Below are 2247 nucleotides of genomic sequence, written 5' to 3'. Positions count from 1 at the left end.
CATCTATCAAAAAAATATCACAATATATCAAAAAAAGATGCTGTTAAAAATTTATTTTCCATCGCAAGATACTATGTCTTGATTTTATTTTTAATAATGCTATTTGTTTTTGTATTTTCAGGCTTTATAATAAAGATTATTTCTGCAAAGACTATGCCTGGAGCTGTAATCGATATGAGAGTTTTAAGTTTTGTAATATTGTTCGGTAGTTTTAATTATTTATTTGGTACGATTGGGCTTATAAATTTAAACTTTGAAAGGTATTTTACAAAAAGCATTGTATTTGTATCAATATTTGATATAATAATTTGCTTAATTCTTGGATACTTTTTAAAAGATTTGGGGGCAAGTATTGCGTTTTCGCTTACCGAATTTATATTATTTATATTGGTTTTGAACAAAATATTGAGGGTAAAAAATGGATAAACCAAAAGTTACAATTGCTATACCAGCATACAATCAGGCAAAATATATAAAACAAACAATTGATTCTGCTTTAAATCAGGATTATCCAAATTTAGAAGTTGTAGTTTCAGATGATGCATCTTTGGATGATACGCGTCAAATTGTAAAAGAATATAATGATAAGCGCCTAAAGTATTATAGAAATGAAAAAAACATTGGCAGGGTAGCAAATCATAGAAAACTTTTGTATGAATATGCAACAGGTGAATATGTGCTAAATTTAGATGGTGACGATTATTTAATTGCAACTGATGCAATTTCTTTTATGGTTAACCAGATAAATTTTTATCACAAACAGGAATGCGCAAATATAGTTATGGTAATGGCACTCGCTGAAACTGTTTTTGATGATTCAAAAATTACATATAAGCGCAAAGAAGAAACATGCATAAATGGTTTTTATGTTTTTTTAAACTGGAACAAAATACCTTATTTTCATTCAGCAACGCTTTATTTAAGACAGGCTGCTGTAAAAATTGGTTTTTATAAACATGATATTATAAATGAAGATGTAGAATCTTTTTTAAGATTATGTCTTCTTGGAAATGTTATCTTGTCTAATAAAGTTATTGCAACATGGAGGCTCCATGAAAATAATGTTTCTATGTTATCTGATATAGATAAACTATTTGACAGTTTAGAATTTATTAAATCTCCATATAGATATGCTCTTGGACTTGGTTTTGATAAAAAACAACTTTTAAAATGGAAAAATACAATGCTTTTAGATAGATACAACAAAATGCTCAGTAAAATTCTGCTGGCAAAAAATAAAAGTGCATTTATAACATTTGTAAAAAGGCTACATAAAGAAGATAAAAAAGGTTTTAGGATAATTTTCTATCCAAAAAATATTATTAAGATTATTAGTTTCTATGTGCCTTTTTTGTTTGATTTGCTAAGACATCTTAAGTGGTTTTTTACAAACAAATCAAAACCACCAAGACTTTAACTCCAAAAAAAATTGTTTTTTGAAAAAAGAATTATTTAAATTGTGTTTTTAGTTAAAATATATTTTTAGCTGATTTGTTAAAATTTGATTATATTATAAAAAAATTTTTTTTAGCAATTTAATTTTTTGAAAGTTTTTTCTTGACAAATATATTTTTTTAAATAAAAAAATAAGCGTGGAAACTTATGAAAAGATTATACAAATATACGATCTTACAGATGAAGATATTTCAAATATATCCAGCTTAAAAGACATAGCTTATAAAAATGCCAATAATTTTGTTGAAGAGCTTCATAAATATATATCAAGATTTGATAATTATAGCAAATTTTTATACGATGAAGAAATTAAAAATCGCCATAAAGAAAAGTTGAAACTATGGTTTTTAGATTTATTCAATGGAAAGTATAATGAAGATTATTTTAGAAAAGTTAAAAAAATAGGAGAAATTCATGCACAGATTGGTTTGCCATCTCACTATGTAAGCGCCACAATGACTTTTATAAGATCTTTTTTACGTAGTCTTATATTGGAAAATTATGATGTATTTCACAGACAGGAAGAACTAAAGCTATCTATAGATAAATTACTGGATATTAATTTAGACATAATGACGAGTTCTTATATTGATGAAAGTCAATTCTATATTGCAAAAACAAAAATAGAAACTAATATTGTTAGATTAAGCTCAAGGGTGTCGTATTTTTTTGATGTTGGTTTAGTGAGTTTGCTTGTAATTACGAGTTTTTTGATTTTCTTTCTCTTTATTTCCGATATAGGTAAATTTTTGTTTGTCTCAAATTCATCATTTGAGCATACGGTAATTAATA

General features: G+C 25.6%; 2 protein-coding genes and 1 pseudogene. All 3 read left to right on the top strand.

Translation table 11 applies throughout. The features are described 5' to 3' along the window. Positions 1–426: pseudogene (locus tag Q0C22_RS07945) on the top strand (hypothetical protein); the annotation flags it as partial. After that, a complete protein-coding gene (locus Q0C22_RS07940) occupies positions 419–1417 on the top strand; it encodes a glycosyltransferase family 2 protein (protein ID WP_291493535.1) in 999 nt (332 codons plus the stop codon). The pseudogene Q0C22_RS07945 and the gene Q0C22_RS07940, both read left to right, overlap by 8 nt. Before the next feature lie 175 nt (positions 1418–1592). Further along, on the top strand, positions 1593–2247 hold a 655-nt coding region (locus tag Q0C22_RS07935), incomplete at its 3' end, for a protoglobin domain-containing protein (protein ID WP_291493533.1).

The sequence above is a fragment of the Desulfurella sp. genome (genome assembly GCF_023256235.1).
Classification (GTDB): Bacteria; Campylobacterota_A; Desulfurellia; order Desulfurellales; family Desulfurellaceae; genus Desulfurella.
The sequence above is the reverse complement of the archived record's forward strand: the minus strand, read 5'-3'. Positions and strand labels throughout refer to the sequence as shown.

Bases quoted from the DNA above. Each gene is read 5' to 3' on its own strand.
- Q0C22_RS07940 (WP_291493535.1), top strand. From the start codon at position 419: ATGGATAAACCAAAAGTTACAATTGCTATACCAGCATACAATCAGGCA.